This window comes from Blastopirellula marina, assembly GCF_002967715.1.
In the GTDB taxonomy this organism is placed as follows: Bacteria; Planctomycetota; Planctomycetia; order Pirellulales; family Pirellulaceae; genus Bremerella; species Bremerella marina_B.
Map to the genome: position 1 here is coordinate 64,453 of NZ_PUIA01000001.1, position 18,262 is coordinate 82,714.

At 58.2% G+C, this 18,262-nt stretch carries 12 protein-coding genes; 8 read left to right on the forward strand and 4 right to left on the reverse strand.

What is annotated here, in order from left to right; translation table 11 throughout:
• Positions 1 to 21: 21 nt before the first annotated feature.
• Entirely contained in the window at positions 22 to 1,557 is a 1,536-nt protein-coding gene (locus C5Y96_RS00290; RefSeq protein WP_105349553.1) for a YifB family Mg chelatase-like AAA ATPase, read from the reverse strand.
• A 171-nt stretch (positions 1,558 to 1,728) separates the two neighbouring features.
• Between C5Y96_RS00290 and C5Y96_RS00295 the strand changes: the two genes are divergently transcribed.
• Positions 1,729 to 3,201 (forward strand): MauE/DoxX family redox-associated membrane protein, encoded by a 1,473-nt coding sequence (locus tag C5Y96_RS00295; protein ID WP_105349554.1) that lies wholly within the window; start codon positions 1,729 to 1,731, stop codon positions 3,199 to 3,201.
• Here C5Y96_RS00295 and C5Y96_RS00300 read toward each other — a convergent pair.
• Both C5Y96_RS00300 and C5Y96_RS00305 read right to left on the reverse strand, forming a co-directional pair.
• Positions 3,198 to 4,514, reverse strand: a complete 1,317-nt coding sequence (locus C5Y96_RS00300; RefSeq protein ID WP_105349555.1) for a DUF1501 domain-containing protein — start codon at positions 4,512 to 4,514, stop codon at positions 3,198 to 3,200. The two genes, C5Y96_RS00295 and C5Y96_RS00300, sit on opposite strands and share 4 nt — an antisense overlap.
• An 8-nt stretch (positions 4,515 to 4,522) precedes the next feature.
• The gene (locus C5Y96_RS00305; RefSeq protein WP_105349556.1) at positions 4,523 to 6,157 is read right to left on the reverse strand and encodes a DUF1549 domain-containing protein; all 1,635 of its coding nucleotides are present in this window, start codon (positions 6,155 to 6,157) and stop codon (positions 4,523 to 4,525) included.
• Between the two features lie 205 nt (positions 6,158 to 6,362).
• On the opposite strand from C5Y96_RS00305, the gene C5Y96_RS00310 reads away from it, so the two are divergent.
• The 3 genes from C5Y96_RS00310 (at position 6,363) to C5Y96_RS00320 (ending at position 9,445) form a co-directional block, all read left to right on the forward strand.
• Positions 6,363 to 7,613 carry a DUF4013 domain-containing protein gene (locus tag C5Y96_RS00310; RefSeq protein ID WP_105349557.1) on the forward strand — a complete coding sequence of 417 codons (1,251 nt, stop codon included), beginning with the start codon at positions 6,363 to 6,365 and terminating at the stop codon, positions 7,611 to 7,613.
• 100 nt (positions 7,614 to 7,713) lie between these two features.
• Entirely contained in the window at positions 7,714 to 9,030 is a 1,317-nt protein-coding gene (locus C5Y96_RS00315; protein WP_105349558.1) for a S41 family peptidase, read from the forward strand.
• A 232-nt stretch (positions 9,031 to 9,262) separates the two neighbouring features.
• The gene (locus C5Y96_RS00320; protein WP_146115457.1) at positions 9,263 to 9,445 is read left to right on the forward strand and encodes a hypothetical protein; all 183 of its coding nucleotides are present in this window, start codon (positions 9,263 to 9,265) and stop codon (positions 9,443 to 9,445) included.
• A gap of 9 nt (positions 9,446 to 9,454) precedes the next feature.
• On the opposite strand, the gene C5Y96_RS00325 is transcribed toward C5Y96_RS00320, so the two are convergent.
• Positions 9,455 to 10,408 carry a histone deacetylase gene (locus tag C5Y96_RS00325; RefSeq protein ID WP_105349560.1) on the reverse strand — a complete coding sequence of 318 codons (954 nt, stop codon included), beginning with the start codon at positions 10,406 to 10,408 and terminating at the stop codon, positions 9,455 to 9,457.
• Between the two features lie 212 nt (positions 10,409 to 10,620).
• Here C5Y96_RS00325 and C5Y96_RS00330 point away from each other — a divergent pair, with 212 nt between their 5' ends.
• The 4 genes from C5Y96_RS00330 (at position 10,621) to fadA (ending at position 18,246) form a co-directional block, all read left to right on the forward strand.
• Entirely contained in the window at positions 10,621 to 12,405 is a 1,785-nt protein-coding gene (locus tag C5Y96_RS00330) for a hypothetical protein (RefSeq protein ID WP_105349561.1), read from the forward strand.
• A gap of 52 nt (positions 12,406 to 12,457) precedes the next feature.
• A complete protein-coding gene (locus C5Y96_RS00335) occupies positions 12,458 to 14,764 on the forward strand; it encodes a HEAT repeat domain-containing protein (protein WP_105349562.1) in 2,307 nt (768 codons plus the stop codon).
• 134 nt (positions 14,765 to 14,898) lie between these two features.
• Complete coding sequence (locus C5Y96_RS00340; RefSeq protein WP_105349563.1) at positions 14,899 to 17,055, forward strand: 3-hydroxyacyl-CoA dehydrogenase NAD-binding domain-containing protein; 2,157 nt, start codon at positions 14,899 to 14,901, stop codon at positions 17,053 to 17,055.
• 30 nt (positions 17,056 to 17,085) lie between these two features.
• Positions 17,086 to 18,246 carry an acetyl-CoA C-acyltransferase FadA gene (gene fadA / locus C5Y96_RS00345; protein WP_105349564.1) on the forward strand — a complete coding sequence of 387 codons (1,161 nt, stop codon included), beginning with the start codon at positions 17,086 to 17,088 and terminating at the stop codon, positions 18,244 to 18,246.
• Positions 18,247 to 18,262: the final 16 nt, after the last annotated feature.

Here is an 18,262-nt window from a genome sequence, read left to right on the forward strand (position 1 = left end):
CAATGGACATGTCGGATTGTTCTACCCCACCAGACTCCGGTCCAGCATCCGATAGTTGATCGCCTCGCATACATGATCGGCTGAAATCATCGTCGCTGTTTCCAGGTCGGCGATCGTTCGGGCCAGGCGTAAGATCTTGTCGTAGGCCCTGGCACTCAGGCCGAAGTTGCTGATGCTTTGTTTCATCAAGGCAGCGGCGTCTTCTTCCACGTGGCAGAACTTGCGGACTTCGCGGCTGCTCATCTGGGCGTTGTAGCGGGTACGGCTGCCGACGAAGCGGCGGGTTTGGATTTTGCGGGCCGCGATCACCATCTCTTTCAGCTCGCTACTGCTGGTGCCGTCGGTCTGGCTGGCCAGTTCCTGGTAGGGAACCGCAGGGACTTCGATCTGGATATCGATACGGTCGAGAAGTGGCCCCGATATCTTTCCTACGTACTTTTCGACCTGCGGAACGGTGCAGCGGCAGTCTCGGCGAGGGTCGTTGCGGAAGCCGCAAGGGCAGGGGTTCATCGCCGCGACCAGCATGAAGTCGGCCGGAAAAGTGACGCTTCGCAGGGCCCGGCTGATGGTGACCTGGCGATCTTCCAGCGGCTGCCGCATTAGTTCGAGCGTGCGGCGATTGAACTCCGGCAGCTCGTCGAGGAACAAAATTCCGTTGTGCGAAAGACTAATCTCGCCAGGGGCCGGATTGCTGCCACCCCCCACCAGGCCTGCCTCTGATATTGTATGATGCGGCGAACGAAACGGCCGCGTTGCCAGCAGCGGCTGATTGGTGGCCAGGCGACCGGTGGCGCTGTAGATCCGTGTTGTCTCGACCGATTCAATCGGCGTTAGTTCCGGCAGGATGGTCCGGACCCGCTTGGCGACCATCGTTTTACCGGAACCGGGCGGACCGACGAGCAAAATATTGTGCATGCCAGCCGCGGCGATGGTGGCGGCTCGCTTGGCGAGTTCCTGCCCGCGGACGTCGGCGAAGTCGACTTCATAGGTCGAGTTCTCTTCGAGCAGAGCGTGGATCTGGGGTGGGACCGGTTCAATATCGAGTTGACCGGAAAGAAAGCCGACCGCTTCGGTCAGGCTGGCGACCGGGATGACCTCGATTCCTTCCACCACGGCCGCTTCCCGGGCATTTTCCGCCGGTACAATAATGCCGCGCAACTTCTGCTTTTCGCTTTCCATCGCCTTGGAGAGAATGCCGCGGATCGGACGTGTGCTGCCATCGAGGGCCAGTTCGCCGACGATTGCGTATTCGCTGAGGCGATCACTTTCGAGTTGCCCGCTGCCCAGCAGAATGCCAAGCGTGATGGGCAGATCGAACGAGGCGGCGTTCTTGGGGAGTTCAGCCGGGGCAAGGTTAATCACTACGCGATCACGAGGGCAGAAGAAGCCGCTGTTGACGATCGCCCGCTCGATGCGGTGGACGCTTTCTTTCACGGCCGCTTCCGGCAGGCCGACCAGCACCGTCTTGGGCAAGGCAGTGGGGGAAACGTCGACTTCCACCTCCACGGGAATCGCATCGATGCCGGCCATCGAGTAGGTGCGTAGTTGAGCCAGCATGGCGGATTCCTTGTTGTCGTCATTGGGGATATACCTGGGTGTCCCCCATTGTGTGATAAGGCGACCCCCTCTATCAAGTGATTCACTGGGATTTCTCGATCCTCCGGGAAATGACCGTTTATGTGCTATGGTTAAGGGTTATAGCGAATATCCCTGCCATCAGACGAAACCATGCCTGCGGCCACCCAGAGAGAAACTACCGACATCTCGCAAGTAGCTCAGCCACTGGTGCTGGGGCTGCCGCCGATGCGTTATGCCTTGCTGATGGTAGCCGTGGTGGCCCAGGCCGCGACGATCTTAATCACGTGGCCCCTGTGGCAGGTTCGCGATACGCCGGTTCACATGCCGCTGATCGATCTGCCGCAGATCTCCTTCGGCGGGTGGCTTCTGGTAACGTTGATTGTTGTGCTGGGTCGACCACGCATGGGGCTGGCCGTTCATGCGGCTTCGCTGCTGCTGTCGTTCGTCTTCGATCAATATCGCACGCAGCCGCAGGTCATTGCCAATGCCGTTCTGATGCTGGCAGCGGTGGAAAGTGTGGGCCCGGTCATTGTGCGGTGGTTTCTGGCGTCGTTATGGCTCTGGGCAGGGACGCATAAGCTCTTGTCGCCAGACTGGTTTTCGTTCGGCTCGTGGTACATGGTGAAGTCGCTGCACGTGGATCCGGAAGACTTCCAGATGCTATTTGCCTACGGAGTTTCGTTGGGAGAGATCGCCGTCGGACTGCTGGCCATCTTCCGACCCCGCTGGGCGGCGATACCGTGCGTGCTGATGCATGGGGGGATCGTCGCGTTTCTTTCCCCCTTGTTTTACAACCATAACTTCAGCGTGATCCCCTGGAACCTGGCTACAGCGACGATCGGCTGCTGGGTGATGTGGAACGCACCAAGCAATCGTCCGCAGTTTCGCTGGGAATGGATTACCGCTGCGTTACTACTGGTCTACCCTGCCGGGTTTTACCTGGGGCTGGTCGATCATGGGATTGCCAGCGTGCTTTACTCGAATCATCTACCGGAAGGCATGGTCACGACGCACGAAGGATCCAAAAGAATCGACGGATGGGGAGACCTATGCGTGCCGTTTCCCAACGAGCGGCGTCTGCTGACGTTGTACTTTCAGCGTTCGTCACGGCCGGGCGATAAGCTTCATCTGTCGGAACCGCGGCCCTGGCTGGGGGACCGATACTATGTACTGGATAGCGAGGGAAACTTGGTCGAGCAGACTCGCGAGCAGTTCGTGCACGGGAGCAACGACGAACTGTTCGGCATGGAAGTCGAGAGCCGCCGGGTTCGTTTTCTGCTGGCTCGGGCCGGCGTGAAGATGCTTCGTCGAGAAGAGCAAAGCACGGTCTATGCGGTCGAGATTCCCCCGAAACGCTATCGCCCGGAACTGTTGGAAATGCTGGCCGGCCTGCCGAATCTCGAGCAGATCAACCTGGCTGGGTGCGAAGTGACCGACGAAGACCTGAAGCGCCTGCCACTATTGCCGAAGCTGGTCGGGATTGGGCTAACCGATACACCGGTGACCAACGCTGCGATTAAGACGCTTCTCAAGCAGCCACAATTGCAGGTCATCGAATACCAGCAATCGAACATGACGCTCGACGCGATCCTGGAGTTCGAGCGGAAACGCCCGGTCGATTAGGCGTCGGCGATGATTTCCGAAATGGCCGTCCCCTGGCAGATGGCCATCGGGCGGCCAATCGGCGTTTGATAGTCCTTATCGATGTTAATGCCCAGGGCATGATGAATCGTGGCGTGGATGTCCTCGACACGCACGGCATGCTTTGTTTCAGGCGTGATCTTCTCTCCTTCGGGATCCGTTTCGCCAAGGACGACCCCTTTGCGAATACCGCCCCCGGCTAGTGCCACGCTAAAGCCGTGCGGCCAGTGATCGCGGCCTGCGGCTGGGTTGATTTTAGGGGTGCGGCCGAACTCGCCGCCGCAAAGGACGATCGTGTCTTCCAGTCGATCACGCTCCTTAAGGTGCTTGATTGTCGCGCTGAGTGCGGCATCCAGATCACCAGCCCTGGCCGATTGAAGTTCGTGATTGTTCGCGTGCGTGTCCCAGCCGTTGAGCGTTACCTGCACGCAGCGTACGCCGGTTTCGATCAGTTGCGTCGCACACAGGCACCCACGGCCAAAGGGTGTGTCGCCGAACTGCTCTTTGATTTCGGTCGGTACGCCATCGATGTTGAATGCATCGATCTGGTCGGATGTCATCATGGTGGTGGCGCGATCGACCGTCTTGCGGTGCAGGGTTTTGTTCTTTTCAAGATCGAATCGTCGCCCTTGGGCAAAGCTCGATTCGAGGATATCGAGATCGCCGAGTCGGGCCTGGAAGCGATCTTCCGGGACACGCTTGGGCAGATCTGGCAGCGGGCCGGTGGGATCGTACATCTTGAACGCGTCGTACTGGTTGCCCAGGAAGCCGCCGCGCGACGGGAACGCCGAGGGGAAGATCGAAACATGACGCGGGATCTCAACCCCTTCGGCCGAAAGCTCGTGACAAAGGATCGCCCCGATCGATGGGTGAATGAGCGTCGGGTCAGGCCGATAGCCGGTCTGCATGTTGTAGGTGGCCCGCTCGTGGTCACCTTCTTTGCTGGTCACGCAGCGAAGCAGGGACATCTCGTGCATCACCTCCGCCGTGCGGGGCATCGTGTCGGCGATTTGCAGTCCTTGTACCGAAGTGTCGATTGCCTTGGTATCGCCCCCGATCATCTTGCCGGGGTGTGGATCCCATGTTTCCAATTGGCTGGGACCTCCTTGCATCCAAAGGACGATGACCGACTTTGGCCGACCGCTGCTCGACTTCTCTTCAGACGAAGCGGCCAATAGCTGCGAAAGAGGTGTGAGCCAGGCCAGGCCGGCACCGGCACCCAGCAGAGTACGGCGGCTGAAGTGACCGAGCGAACCACAACCTTCGGGGCCGAGAAGATGTTGAAAGCGTTTCATGGCGTTTCCTAGTGATTCCAGGCGAACTCGGTACAGTTCATCAGTGCCCAGTAAATGTCTTCGAAGTCTTGGGTACGGTTTGATTTCACTTCGTCACTTTCCAGTCGGTGGACGAAGTGTTCCAACTCATGTTCGGTCGGTCGCCGTGTCAGTACGCACAGGAAGGCCGTCTCTATACCGGTTTTGTTGTCGGGCGAGAGCTGAGAAATTCGCGTAGCGGCGTTACGAACAAAGTTCTGTTTCGTCCGCTCGCTGACCAGGTTGCCGTTCATCATCAACAGACGCTGTGGGATGGTGCCGCCATCCATGCTGAATTCGTCTTCGCCAGCATCCCCGTATCGTTTAAGGAATTCGTTTGTTTCACCAAAAGTGACCAGCTTCGTCAGCACGTGGCTATCGGCATTGAGCGTGCTAAGCGAGGATGCCTGATTGATGCTGCCGATGATCTGCTCGGGACGCAGCCTCGTTACCGGATAGGAAGCCCAGGCCTGTTCGTGCTGGGCTGTGATCTGATGTTCGGCGCGACTATCACGCTGGAAGGCTTCCGTCGCCGCGATCAGGCGAATCAGTCGTTTGAGGTCGAAGTTGTGCGCGATGAAGTCGTCGACCAGCGGGTCGAGCCCAGCCGGGTAATTGCCACTCTCGAAACTGCCGTTGAGCGGAATGTTGTCCACTGGCTCTACCAGAGGGCGGCCCGTCATTACGGCCCACACGCGATTAACGAGTGCTCGGGCAAACGGTTTGTTCTCGGGGTGGGTGACCCAGCCGGCCAGGCGGTCTCGCAGTGTGCCGCCTGATTCGGCCAGCAGATGCTGATTGAAGGGAACCTGGGCCGGGACGGTTGTTTCTTCTTCAGCATGCAGATACTTGTACTCGTACGACTTCCCTTCCTGGTCCATGATTCCCACGAACGAGTTTTGCGCTTCGCTAAAGAACGAAGCCAGTTCGTGAAAGTCGGTTTGCTTCAGATCGCCCCCCAGGTTGTCGTCGTGACATTGCACGCAGTCGATTCGTGTCGCCAGGAAAGCCCGCGTCACACGACCGGCCAGCCTCGCGACATCCGGCTCTTTGGTTCCATCCTGATCGACCGTGGCGGTGATGAAGTTGACCGCGGGGTGATCGGTCCATAGTCCCGACTCGGCGATCAGGTCTTGCGTCAACTCGTTGTAAGGGCGGTTGGACATCAACTGATCGCTGAGCCATGTGACAAATCGCCGCTTGCGGAAAATCAAGAAAGGACCGTTCTCGGTGCCGACGTATGCACGCGAAAGACGCTCGGCCATGTAGTCGCCATAGCGGCGATCTTCCAGCAGGTGATTGACCCACCAGGCCAGGCGATCTTCCTCAGGGCGATTCTCAAGCAGGCGAATCTCTTCCAGCGAAGGAATCGAACCAGTTAGCCCCAGCGAGATACGCCGGGCGATGGTAAGGTCATCGGCTTGGGGTGCGGGTTCCAAATCGCGGGCCTTCCACACTTCATGAAACTGCGCGTCGACGGCTTCCTGAGTTGCCTGGAAATCATCAGACACGACAACATGCGGATCATCGACCGCTTCGACCTTCGGTGGCGAAAGCAGCCAGTTGGCGATCGATGCCAGCACGACGGTGGCCAGGGCGATAAAGGCAATATTCTTGAGCCACATGGGGAGACTCGCTCTGAGACTCTCAAGCAAAGAAAAGGGACGGCTAAGTACCTATTCTTACCGGGATTTGCCCCTGTTTGTTTCCTGTTGTTGAGAAAACTTTCTGTTTTCATAGAATTATCAAAACCAAGCCGACATTGCGTTAGGTAGAACAGACATAAGGAATTACGCGGATTCCCGACTCATCGATTCCTGGATCTCCCCAATGTCTGTGGTCAATTCAACCTGGCATGACGAAACGCTGGTTCCCTCCGAGGACCTGTCTGAGGAAATCATTGCCCCGCTTGGCGATATGCAGGAACAATCTGCAGGCGAAGCCCTGGTCGAGGCGGATTCGCCACCGAAAAAGAATGTCGTTTGGCGAATTGCCCACGGGCTGATGAGCGCCTGGGAGTGGTGCTTTGGCGTCGTCTCGATGATCGTTATTCTGGCGTTTCTGGCAACCGTCCCTATTTTGAACTTGATGAGCCTGGGTTACTTGCTGGAAGTGAGCGGGCGGATCGTTCGGACCGGCAAGTTCACGCAGGGGTTCGTAGGCATTCGCAAAGCGGCCCGCATCGGAAGTATCGTCGCCGGGACCTGGCTGATGTTTCTACCGCTGCGGCTGCTATCCGATGCGTGGCAAAGTGCCTGGCTGATCGATCCGCAAAGCGTTCAAACTCGGAACTTGTGGGTGGTTACGATGATCGCCACCGTGGCCGTGAGCCTGCACGTGGCGTGGGCATGTTACCGAGGGGGACGGCTGCGGCATTTCCTTTGGCCCGCTCCGATCAAGTTTTTCAAAACGATCTTCCACGGTGGGATGTATGCCCAGGCCCGGGAAGGAACGCTGACGTTCATCAAAGAACTACACCTTTGGCACTACTTTTCGCTGGGTGCCCGAGGGTTTGTCGGAACGCTGTTATGGCTGTTGGTGCCGGTGTTGTGGATGATAGGTGCTCGGCAGATTAACGATCCTGGTGCGGCGTTTGTCGTGAGCTTGCCAGGCATGTTCGTGTTTGCGTTCGTCCTTTTGTACTTGCCGTTTCTGCAAGCTCGCTTTGCTGCCGAGAATCGCTTCAAGGCGTTATTTGAAGTTCGGGCCATTCGCGGTTTGTTTCGTCAGGCACCCCTGGCATGGTGGCTGGCCCTGTTTACTACGCTGCTGTTTGCGTTGCCACTGTATTTGCTGAAGATCGAGATGATCGATCGCGAGATTGCCTGGCTGCCGAGCTTGTTCTTTGTGGTCTTCATCTTTCCGGCCCGGATGCTTTCTGGCTGGGCGGTTGCCGTGGCCAAGAAACGCGAGAAGCCAGCCCACTTCGTCTGGCGCTGGATGAGCCGCCTGGCGGCGATTCCCGTCGTGGTGTCTTACATCTTCTTCATGTACTTGTTTCTCTACATCTCGTGGCGCGGGGCCGATAGCCTGTTGGAGCAGCATGCGTTCCTGGTCCCGGTACCATTTTTGGGGGCCTAGTTCGCTGGGGCCCGAGGTTGGCACTAGGACCGTCTCTGGCAAAGGGGTACGATAGAACCATCGGTTCCTTTCTCTCCAATCTCTTAGGTTGAAGTGTTCCATGCCGCGTGGAAACCTGATCGTGATTTGTATCGCCTTTGTCGTGGCGATGATTTGTTATCAGTCCGCGGCTCAATCACGCTATGCGGTGATGTTTCAGCAGGGACTGCGGACGATCTCGGATTACTATGTGCGTCCGGTCGAGGATGAAGACCTTTTCAACGCCGCCATGGAAGGGCTGACCGCGCCGCTGGATCAGAACTCGGTCTACATTGCGCCACCTCGCTATTCCAATTTCCGCCGCGAACTTGGCCAGGAATTCGGTGGTATTGGCGTGCATGTCGATTTCGATGAAGAAACCCGCGAAATGGTGATCATCACGCCACTAGCCGGGGCTCCTGCTTACGAGGCAGGGATTCAGGCCGGAGATATCGTTCTGGCGATTGACGGAGTCGACCTGAATGGGGAAGACTTTGACAAGTCGCTGGAACGCTTGCACGGCGAGACTGGCACGCCGGTAACGTTAACCGTGAAGCACATTGGCCAGGAAGACCCGGTCGATATTACCATGACCCGGGCCAATATCATGGTCGAATCGGTCATGGGGGATACACACGGCGATGGGGGGAAGTGGGATTTCCATCTCGCCACCAACCCAAAGATTGGCTACATCCGCGTCGACTCGTTTGGGGACCGCACCGCCGAGGATTTTGAAGCCGCTCTCGAAACGATCGGCAGTGACGCCGAAGGGTTGATCATCGACATGCGAGGCAACGCCGGGGGCTACTTGACGGCGGCGATTCATATGGTCGACATGTTCCTCGACGAAGGGGATATTGTCACAACCCGTACCCGCAACAACCGCATTCGCGACGTCTACGAGGCATCGGCTGGTGGAACGATGGTACCTAAGAACCTGCCGGTGGTGGTGATGGTGAACCGGTTCAGTGCCAGCGCGAGCGAGATCTTTGCGGCTGCCTTGCAAGATCACGACCGCGCGATCGTGGTCGGCGAACGTTCCTTCGGTAAAGGCACCGTACAAAGTATCTTCCCGCTCGATGGGGATCGTCGGGCCATGAAAATCACCACGGCCACCTATTGGCGACCCAACGGCAGCAATATTCATCGTTTTCCCGATTCCAAGGAAGAAGACGACTGGGGCGTAAGCCCGGACGAGGGACGCGAACTGGAACTGGACGACCAGACGTTGACGAAAGTCATCAAAGCGAGGCGTTTGCACGACATCGACCGGACCAACTTCTCGAATCCGGATGAGGCCACCCAGCGAGAAATCTCGGAAGCCGAACAAGAGCTTCTCGACTTTGAAGATCCCCAGTTACAGCTGGCGATCGAAGCGATTGAAGAAGCGCGGAAGTAGGCTTTCTGGTACGTTTTGCAAAAGCGAATTGCAATTTCTTCCATCGACTTGAGGGGCTGATCCGAAGGCATAAACCGGGCAAATTGTGCCGCCTGAGGGGCGACATCGAGAATCTCGCATATTAGCGACTTGAGATAATTTTGGACGTCATTCCGGGAATTTGGCATTCCGATTGCAGAATGGAACGGCTAATCACCCCTCGTCTCCCCCCGGTTTGTTGAAAGACGCATCGATGGTTTGCAACGTCAACCACTTTGAGTGGCCTCTGTCCGATTCCAATCCAGGCCTGGATATGGAATCTTTCTCGCGGCCACTTCCAGCCAATCCGCACCCAGACACTCCATACGTTGTGGTGCTGCTCAAGATGCTGAGCGTGGCGGACGAGATCTCTGACGGAGAGGATATCGACCTGTAAGAACGGACGCTATGGATTATTCTTCGCCGCGGCCTTGGCTAATTCACGAAGGTGAACTTCGATCGAATCGGCGAGCCTCGGCGGGTTGTATCCCCCTTCAAGCATGCTGACGATGCGCCCGCCGCACCAGGCATCAGCCACTTCCTGGACGATTTTGGTCAACGTGGCGAAGTCTTCGGTTTCGAGACCCAAGTCACCGACGGGATCGTCCTTGTGGGCATCAAAGCCGGCGCTAATCATTACCAGGTCTGGCTGAACCCGTTCGGCGAACTCCTGTAACTGGTACTCGAACATCGTGAGCGTAGCCATGCGATCGGTCCCGTACGGAATGGGCAGATTCCACGTGTAGCCCTTACCAGGCCCTTCGCCAATCGCATCCCGATCGCCCGATCCCGGGTAGAAGGGATAGCGATGCATGGAAAAGAACGCCACGTTCTCGTCGCGCCAGAAAATGTCTTGCGTACCGTTCCCATGATGAACGTCCCAGTCGACGATCAAGATCCTGGGGACTTCCAGTTCCCGTAACGCTACAGTCGCCGCGATGGCGATGTTATTAAGCAGGCAAAACCCCATCGCCTTGTCGGCTGTGGCGTGATGCCCTGGCGGCCTAATCATGCAAAACGCGTTGGCCGCTTCCCCCTGCACGACCTTTCGGGTGGCATCAATCGCCGCACCAGACGCCAACAAAGCGACCTTGTACGATTCGGGCGAAACAATCGTATCGGCATCGAGGTGCCCCCCGCCGCGGCTTGCCAGCTCACGTGTCCGATCGATCATCTCGCGGTCGTGAACTAGTTTGGCGTGCTCGGTGGTGGCTGTCTCGAAGGTTGGAGCGGTCCATTTTTCCCAAATTTTTTTGTCGCGAAGCTGCGTCGCGCAGGTCGTCAGACGCAACGGACATTCCGGATGTTTGCCGGTGAGGTGCTGAAGATAGCGATCGTGGTAATAAAGCAGGCTGGTCATGGCCGATGGCGGCTCTTCTGGGGGGCTGGTGCGAATTCGTTGACACGAAATCGTAGGAGCAACTATTCTTAACCTAACCGAAGTCAGAGGGTATGATTACATTACTTGTCGATTGGGGGAAAGATCTCCCTTAATTCCCTCGCTCCTCTCGTCGAATCGCTACCTCAGCCAGACTGAGGTGGGATGACTCTCATTAATAGGAACACCGTGGCATGAAACGAGTTGCTGTCTCGACCCTGGTACTCGCCATCATGGCCTGTTGTGCGCAAACCAGCTGGGCTCAGTACAACGAGATTCCGGTTACGGCCACCGATATCGATCCTGATTCGCGTGATACGCAAACGCGTATTCGATTCGGTCAGGCTCAAGCCGCTGTGCGTGAATACCTCAGCGGTAAAACGATGGACGAGCAAGGCCGGACACTCATTCGCAAATTCTTCCGCGATGCCTATCTAAAGAGTTGGACCAGCAAGGCGAACTGGACGCAAGCCGGTGCCAAACGCCAAGAGTTCTTGCGTGCCTATTACGGCCCTCTCTACTCCGATCAGGCAGCTCGTGCGATGGTCAACGAGATCATGGTCGAGTTTATGCGCGAATACATCAAGCCGAACTATCACCCAGTGCTTCGCTATAACGCGATTTTGCTGGTGGGCGATCTCCGGTCGAAGGAGATGGACAACATCAACCAAACCCCGGAAGTTCCCTATGCCCCGGCAACTGCTATTCTGTTGTCGGCCTTGGAAGATCCGAATCAAAGCGATGCCGTGAAGGTCGGTGCTTGGATTGGTCTGATGGAACAGTGCCAACTGTACGGGGTGAATCTCGGAGCGATGGCCGGTCCCGAGAAAACCAAGGTAATGGACCTGGTTGTCAAAACATTGAGCGAGAAAGCACCGCCGGAAGGTCGCGGAGCGGACGCTCATACCTGGATGCGAAAACGTGCGATCGACGTGGCACGTAGCATTGGTAACGCAGGCCGAGATGGCGCGTTGGCCAACGCTTTGAACATCATCATTCTTGATGAAAGCCTGCCGATCGAAATGCGATGCAACGCCATCGCCGCCATAGGGCATCTCAACTACGACGCACAAACGGCAGCCAAGCTCGATGTCGCCAAAGAATCTGCCGAGATCGGCAAGGTGGCTCTCGAAGCCGTTTCTGCCGACGTCGCCTGGTACGACAATACGATGACCGAATACTTCAAAGCGCTGATGGCCCCAGGCGGTACCGGCGGCATGATGGGCGGCGAATATGGTCCCGGTGGTGGCGGGATGATAGGCCCCATGGCACGTCCTACCTCGCCACGCCCGTCGCGTCCTTCTCGTTCGACTCGTAATCGCGGCACCTCGGGGCCTCCGAGCGAATATGGCGAATTCGGCGGTCCGGGCGAAGAGATGATGGAGCCTGAGATCATCCGCGATCCCATCATGGTCCGCATGGAGACCTTGTTCCGTCGTCGTGTGAAGACCCACCTCGATGATTGCAAGCAAGCTCTGGTCGGCCAGACCACGCAAATCCAAGGAGACGGCAGCTCGATTCGCGAAGGGCTCATTCGCTACGCCAAGAACGCGGAAGATCGAGCACTGATCGTCGATCTGTCCAAGTCGATGCTATCCATGCTGGCAACCGTCGATGACGACGAGCTATGGGAAGACGATTTGCTCAAGAACTCGAAGACGCGTCTTGACGCGCTCACCATCGCCGCTCAGAAGCTGGCCTCGAAGGCCGCCGTCGAGATCGCTTCGCCTGACGCGGCTGCACCGGCAGATGTTCCAGGTGGCGCTGCTCCTGCGGATATCCCTGGCGGTCCAGCTGGTCCTCCAGCCGACGTGCCAGGCGGTGCTCCGGCCGATGTTCCCGGAGCCGCAGCTCCTGCGGACGTGCCAGGAGCCGCCCCAGCCGATGTTCCTGGTGCGGCACCCGCTGATGTCCCAGGTGCCGCTCCGGCCCCAATGGAAGACGTCCCAGGCGGGCCTGCCGCCGACGTTCCCAGCTAAGCCGTCGCGACTGCTCTTGTCGTAGCTGCCGCTGCCAGCTAAAAGCAGCGGCATGACCGCTGATCACGTTCGCAACCCTCCGGTTCTCGCTGCTCTGCTAGCAGTGACTATGACCTTGGCTCTCGTTACGGGGCAAGGGTGTCGTAGTGTTGTCGACCGTTCCCGAGATCTGACCGAGTTGGCCTCGACCCCGCGAGAGTCGAAGCCTGAGCCGACATCCCGGCCCATTACTGCTTCTGCACCGGCCGCCGAAAACGATCCGGCTGTCGAAGCGGCCGAAAGAGTGCTGGCCGCCAGCGTCGTTCAAACCTCGGAGAATGCCCTCCGCCCACAACATATCGAGTCGCGTGGTTGGTATCTCGATCACGGCACGCCTATCTATCAGGCCGTCGCTCAACGCAGCCCACGCTGGCGTCATCCAGCACTGGAGTCGCTGTTGGATCAGCCTGAATCGCCGCTCACCACGCTTGCTAGTGGAGCGAAGTCATCTAACCCGGAAATCGCTGCAACCGCGCTCATTGGTTTGGTACGAAGTGACGAGACAGTCGAGCCGCAGCGACTGGCCGAGTTGATCGAGAACGACGAGCTCGCGCTGACCACGAAAGCCGCTCTGCTGGAAGCCTTGGCGACGACCTCTCCCAAGCAGGCCCAGCCGATCGTCGAGCAGCTTTTCCAAAAGCGTGACAAGCTCCTTGCTGCTGCCGAATCGACCGATACCTCCGCTACCGAGGCGCTCCAGCAACAGTTTTGGATATCGCTGGCTTGGATTCTGCCGCCGGAACAGCAAGTCGCGTTGTTCACCGAGCAGTTCTTGCAGTCCTCGCCCCAACAGCAAGGCATACTACTCGATTTGCTCCTGTTCTATCGCTCGGCAGAGAGTGACGAGATTACCCAGCACTTCGAGCAGCTCTCGCCGCAGGCCATGCGCAGGCTTGGGCTTTGGGAGCCCTATCTCCGCAGCGTGGCTCCGCTGGAAACACTCATCGCACAGACGCGTTCTCCCGAGTTCCCAACCCGATCGAGCGCCATCATCGGGCTCGGCCGAGACGGCTCGGCGGCGGCTCAAGCGATGCTGAAGGAAATCGGCGACAAAGATCCTGCCCTCGTCCAGGTTGCGGCGGTCTTCGCCTGGAGTTTGATTCCTGGTCATGATCAGTGGTCTCGCTTGTCGGAATCGTCTTCCTGGCGCGTGCGGCTGGCGGTCGCAGAACTCGTACCATTGCAGGCCAAGTACCAAGACGTCTTCGCTCGCCTGAAAGATGACAACAGCCGCCAGGTTCGCGAGGCCATGGTCCACCGTTCACCGGAACTGGTCGCCCAACAGAAGCGACCAGTGAAGTCCCCCCAGGTAACCAGTCCTAAAGAAATCCCCACGCTGACCGCGGAAGAGGCGATGGCCGTTCTCGACCTGATCGAGAAGGCCGAGCACGCGACCGTCGAAATGGAAAGAACCGAAGCCCGGCGGGACTTATTGCTGCAGCCAGAAGCAGTCCTCGCCGCGGTCGATCAGGCAGCCAAACCGTTGGTCTCGTACGAAAATCCCTACCTGTTTGACGTACTGCTTCCTCAATGCGACCCTGCTTATCGTTATCTGCAAGAGGCAACCTCCGGCGATCCGACCCTATCCCTTTCGGCGCTGCGGAAGCTCGAACAGCAGGCTCGCCAGGAAATGCTGCCGGAGCTTGTGTTGTGGCGACTGAACTCGCATATCGAACAGTTCACGCCGATGACATGGCCAGTACTGATGGAATTGATCCGAAGTGACCAACGCGAGGCCGCACAGCAAATCGTGCGGCGGGCATTGGCGCATGACAGTCCTCAAGTGCGAATTGCCGCTTATCGTTACATCGCCGATTTTCCACTGGATGGCACAACTTCGCCGGTCAAAGATGGATTGAACCACGAGATGCCGAACGTGCGAGTCGCAGCAATCGAAGCACTGTCCAGCGTCGCGGGCGAGGAAAGTATCAACGACTTCGTCCGGCGATTGACAGACAGCGATATCGATGTGCAACTGGCCGCCTGTCACGCGCTAGATGCCCACAACGACCCGCGAGGAATCGACCACTTGAGCCGCATGACCTACTCGTCATCCAAGTCGGTGCGTCTGAAAGCGGTGCAAGCCATTGCGGCTCGTCAGCAGGAAAGTGATATCGCTGTCCTGGTGCGTGCTCTGGATGATGAAACGGCAATTCGCTCGACGGCTCTCGACGGACTGTCCAGTATTGTGCCGAAAGATCAATGGCCCGAGACGATTTCTGACGCAATTTCTTTAGAAGCCAAGTGTGCTGCCTGGAAAAACTGGTTCGACCGGCAAGCAGGCCAGGCCCAACGCGAATTCTTATCGCCCCAGGGCTAACCTACTCAACCTTCCTCTGGCTGGCGCGTTATAATTCCAACGTCTGGGAGCACCCCACATGTTGCGCTCCCCAAGATTAGTTACGTGGTCACGCAAGTCGTGCTTGCCTGGCCCGGGACGAAACGGAACCAGACATGGCCCCCAACTCCAGCATCAAGCTTAGCTTCCCTGAACAGGACATTGCCTGCCTGACATTCGACCTGCCTGACAAGGGGGCGAACATTCTGAGCCATCCTGTCATGGAAGAGCTCGCCGGTCACCTCGATACGCTGGCCGATCGCGACGATATTGTCGGCGTGATAATCGACTCGGCGAAGCCCAGCATCTTCATTGCCGGTGCCGATATCAACGAGTTCGCGGCTTCGATGGAAGTCGACGAAAAACGCACCTACGAGATGAGCCGCCGAGGACAGGACTTGTTTGGTCGGCTGCATGCCAACAAGTGGCTGACCGTCGCGGCGATCAACGGCACATGTGTTGGAGGTGGAACGGAGCTCGCATTGGGCTGCGATCGACGAATCGTCTCGACCCACGAGAAAACCGAAATCGGCCTGCCTGAGGTAAAGCTAGGGATCTATCCCGGATGGGGTGGAACGGTTCGCCTTTCGCGTCTGGTTGGGCTGGGCAACGCTGTCAAAATGATCACCTCCGGCGAAAGTGTCTCGCCCCAGATGGCCTTGAAACTGGGCCTGGCAGACGACATGGTGCCAGCCGATCAGTTAGTGCAGGCGGCCATTCGCATGATTCGCGAAGAACAGGAAACAGGCCAGTACCTGAACGATCGCGCCGAACGCATCAAGCCGATCGCGATCAACGAAACGGAACTCGGCTTCCTCGGTGCCACCGCTTCGGCCTATATCCAGCAGCAAACCAAGGGGCAGTATCCTGCACCGTTGGCAGCATTAGAAACGCTGCTCGGCGGAGCGATGGTCGATGCCCAGTCGGCCTTGGAAGCCGAAGCCCAGGGGATGGCCAAGTTGTTTGGCACCCCGGTCAATGCGGCGTTGATCAACGTCTTTCTGCTGACCGACCGCAACAAGAAAGATAGCGGTGTTGAAGGAGACGGCCCCCAGCCGCGCAAGCTTCAGTCGGCTAGTGTCATCGGTGCCGGCATCATGGGAAGTGGAATTGCCGCAGCCAATCTCAAGCGAGGCTTAACCGTCACGCTGAACGATGCCAATCCCGAAGCGCTCGAACGTGGTGCCAGCAGCGTGCTGGATGAAGTGTCGTTCGATAAAGATACCCGCAGTAAAAGCGTCGAACGCGCGATTCACTTCGCCGGTCGCCTGCACAGCACCACCAGCGGCGACGAACTGATCGGCTCCGACATCGTTATCGAAGCAGTCGTCGAGAACCTGGAACTCAAACGCAAGATTTTCGCCGGCCTGGAAGATAAGCTTCCGGCTGAGGCGATCCTGGCAAGCAACACTTCGACGCTACCCATCACCAAGCTGGCCGAGAATCTGAAGCACCCCGAGCGTTTCGTGGGGATTCACTTCTTCAACCCAGTCCGCAAGATGAAGCTCGTGGAAGTGATTCGCGGTGAGAAGACCTCGGACGAAACGGCCGCCACGGCTGTCGCTTACGCGAAGGGGCTCGGTAAGTTCCCGATCGTGGTCAACGACGGCCCTGGCTTCCTGGTCAATCGATTGCTCTTCCCGTACATGAACGAAGCGACGCAGCTGTTGCAAGACGGCGTCGACATGAAGCGGATCGACAAGGTTTCCGTGAAGTTCGGCATGCCCATGGGACCGATCGCCCTATACGACATGGTGGGGATCGATACGTCCTTCTACGCAGGCCGCACCATGTACGATGCCTTCCCCGATCGGACGCTCGTTTCCCCAATTCTGCCAGCGCTGATCAAGAACGAACGGCTCGGCACGAAGAAGGGGTACGGGTTCTATAACCACGAAAAGAAGAAGGGGCGTCCCGAGCCCGACCCGATGGCCTTGGAACTGATCGCTCGGTATGTCGACGCACCTGAGCGGGAGATCACCGACGAAGAGATCCAGCATCGGCTTATCTTGCCCATGCTGCTGGAAGCAACGCGTGCCCTCGACGAAGGGATCGTTCGCGATCCACGCGATGTCGACCTGGGACTGATCTTCGGGATTGGCTTCCCACCTTTCAAAGGAGGGCTGTTGTTCTGGGCCGATACCGTCGGAGCGAAGGCGTTGGTCGAGTGGCTCGAGCCGCTCCAGGCACTGGGCAAGCGGTTCGCACCGACCCCCATGCTTCTGGATATGGCCAAAGAGAGCAGTAAGTTTTACGACCGGACCTCGGACTAAACGCACGAGGAAAGTAGAGAAGGCATCATCATGAATCAGGCGGTAATCATTGACTGTTTGCGAACTCCGATCGGTCGTGCCCACCCCGAGCGCGGCTATTATCGCGACGTCCGCAGCGACGACCTGGCCGTGCACTGCGTGCAGGCCCTGATCGAGCGAACCGGGATCGACCCACACGAGATCGAAGACGTTCTGTTCGGCTGTACGCAGCAAACGCTGGAACAAGGCTTGAACGTCACGCGTATCCTCGGGCTGACCGCAGGCCTGCCAGTCACGGTGGCCGGTGCCACGATCAATCGGCTTTGTGGAAGCAGCCTGCAAGCCCTTAATCAGGCAGCGCATAGCATTGCTGCCGGGGCCGAAGACGTGCAGATCGTGGGTGGCCTGGAACACATGACGCATGTTCCTATGGATCATGCCCTCGACGTGAATCCCAAGTTGTACCGCCACACGTCCGAAGCCGCTTTGCACATGGGAATCACGGCCGAGTTCCTGGCCCAGACGCAGGGAATCTCGCGAAAAGAGCAGGACGAGTTCGCCCTGGCCAGCCATCAAAAGGCGATCGCCGCACAGGACACCGGCAAGTTCAACCAAGAGATCATCCCCACGCATGGACGCGATGAAGCCGGCCAGCGAAAGCTACTCACGGCCGATCAGTGCGTCCGCGACGATACCAGCATGGAAGCCCTGGCGGCTCTGCGACCTGCGTTCATGCCCGACGGGGGAACGGTCACCGCCGGTAACGCTTCGCCAATCAACGACGGCGCGTGCGCGATGCTCATGATGTCAGACGCGAGCGCTAAGCGATTAGGTTTGAAGCCCATCGCCAAGGTGGTTGCTACCGCGGTCGCTGGCGTCGAGCCCTCGGTGATGGGAACCGGCCCGATTCCCGCAACGCACAAAGTTCTGAAGCGAGCCGGCATGACGCTCGATCAGATCGACCTCATCGAGCTGAACGAAGCCTTTGCGGCTCAATCCCTCGCCTGCCTTCGCGGCCTTAAGCTCGACGTCGACAAGGTCAACGTCAACGGCGGAGCGATCGCGATTGGTCACCCGCTGGGATGCTCGGGCGCTCGCATTAGCACTACGCTGATTCATGCGATGCGCGACCGCGGGGCTCGCTTCGGACTGGCCACCATGTGCATTGGTGTCGGGCAGGGCATCGCGACCATCTTCGAGCGACTCGACTAACGCCACGCCGGAGATC

What these genes read in the sequence shown, in the direction of transcription:
- C5Y96_RS00290 (WP_105349553.1), bottom strand. Translation starts at nt 1,557, where the DNA reads ATGCTGGCTCAACTACGCACCTACTCGATGGCCGGCATCGATGCGATT.
- C5Y96_RS00295 (WP_105349554.1), top strand. Translation starts at nt 1,729, where the DNA reads ATGCCTGCGGCCACCCAGAGAGAAACTACCGACATCTCGCAAGTAGCT.
- C5Y96_RS00300 (WP_105349555.1), bottom strand. Translation starts at nt 4,514, where the DNA reads ATGAAACGCTTTCAACATCTTCTCGGCCCCGAAGGTTGTGGTTCGCTC.
- C5Y96_RS00305 (WP_105349556.1), bottom strand. Translation starts at nt 6,157, where the DNA reads ATGTGGCTCAAGAATATTGCCTTTATCGCCCTGGCCACCGTCGTGCTG.
- C5Y96_RS00310 (WP_105349557.1), top strand. Translation starts at nt 6,363, where the DNA reads ATGTCTGTGGTCAATTCAACCTGGCATGACGAAACGCTGGTTCCCTCC.
- C5Y96_RS00315 (WP_105349558.1), top strand. Translation starts at nt 7,714, where the DNA reads ATGCCGCGTGGAAACCTGATCGTGATTTGTATCGCCTTTGTCGTGGCG.
- C5Y96_RS00320 (WP_146115457.1), top strand. Translation starts at nt 9,263, where the DNA reads ATGGTTTGCAACGTCAACCACTTTGAGTGGCCTCTGTCCGATTCCAAT.
- C5Y96_RS00325 (WP_105349560.1), bottom strand. Translation starts at nt 10,408, where the DNA reads ATGACCAGCCTGCTTTATTACCACGATCGCTATCTTCAGCACCTCACC.
- C5Y96_RS00330 (WP_105349561.1), top strand. Translation starts at nt 10,621, where the DNA reads ATGAAACGAGTTGCTGTCTCGACCCTGGTACTCGCCATCATGGCCTGT.
- C5Y96_RS00335 (WP_105349562.1), top strand. Translation starts at nt 12,458, where the DNA reads ATGACCGCTGATCACGTTCGCAACCCTCCGGTTCTCGCTGCTCTGCTA.
- C5Y96_RS00340 (WP_105349563.1), top strand. Translation starts at nt 14,899, where the DNA reads ATGGCCCCCAACTCCAGCATCAAGCTTAGCTTCCCTGAACAGGACATT.
- fadA (WP_105349564.1), top strand. Translation starts at nt 17,086, where the DNA reads ATGAATCAGGCGGTAATCATTGACTGTTTGCGAACTCCGATCGGTCGT.